Consider the following 766-nt stretch of genomic DNA (forward strand, 5'->3'; position numbering starts at 1 on the left):
GGGGAGGCTACGCTCGATCAGCGCGTCGAGGCGGCGGCCGACATCGCGCTTCCAGCCCGGCATGGCGGCGATGTAGGCCTGCACCGGGGCGTCGCCATAGCCCTTGGCGATCTGTGGGTTGCCGCCTGAGAGCAGGACCGGCTCCGCGCCGGGCCGCTGGGCGGTGAGCTTCGATCGTTGGCGCGCCTTGGCCATCTATCCGCCCGCGCGCTGCTCGTCGCGTGACCTAGCGAGATAAGGCAGCACGAACATGTACAGGCCGGAAAACAGCAGCAGGAAGAGCGGCAGGAGTGGCGAGTAGACCACCCAAGCCGGAGGCTCCCCCAATGCCATGGCGACGAAGTTGGCGATGACGGTCACCGTAAAGGCGATCGACAGCCAACGATGAATTTGCCGAATCCATTGGCTAAGGCTCAATGCGACCTCCTCTGAAAAAGCCAACGGGAACCCTACCAGCGGGCCAATTGAGTAATCTGGACGAGATTGCCGCAGCTGTCGTTCACCTGCGCGATGGTCGAGCCGGTGACTTCGGTCGGCGCCATGGCGAAGGCGCCGCCACGTTCCTTGATGCGCTCGTGGTCGCCCTTGATGTCGTCCGTGAAGAGCATGACGGCGGGCTGGCCCTGCTTGAACATCGCCTGTTGGTAAGACTTGGCCGCGGGATTGTCGTTCAGCGCCAGCTGCAGTTCGGTCCCCTCGGGCTCGTCGGACGAGGCCACCGTCAGCCAGCGAAACGGTCCATTGCTGAAATCGGCCTTCTTGGTGA

At 64.0% G+C, this 766-nt stretch carries 2 protein-coding genes and 1 pseudogene; all 3 read right to left on the reverse strand.

Translation table 11 applies throughout. The features are described 5' to 3' along the window. A pseudogene (locus EN745_RS35405) lies at window positions 1-195 on the reverse strand (DUF1801 domain-containing protein); the annotation flags it as partial. Then, a complete protein-coding gene (locus tag EN745_RS35410; RefSeq protein WP_126054919.1) occupies window positions 196-417 on the reverse strand; it encodes a hypothetical protein in 222 nt (73 codons plus the stop codon). A 32-nt stretch (window positions 418-449) separates the two neighbouring features. Further along, window positions 450-766: VOC family protein (locus EN745_RS35415; protein ID WP_127423350.1), on the reverse strand; the 317-nt coding region annotated here is incomplete at its 5' end.

The organism is Mesorhizobium sp. M4A.F.Ca.ET.022.05.2.1 (genome assembly GCF_003998845.1).
GTDB lineage: Bacteria > Pseudomonadota > Alphaproteobacteria > Rhizobiales > Rhizobiaceae > Mesorhizobium.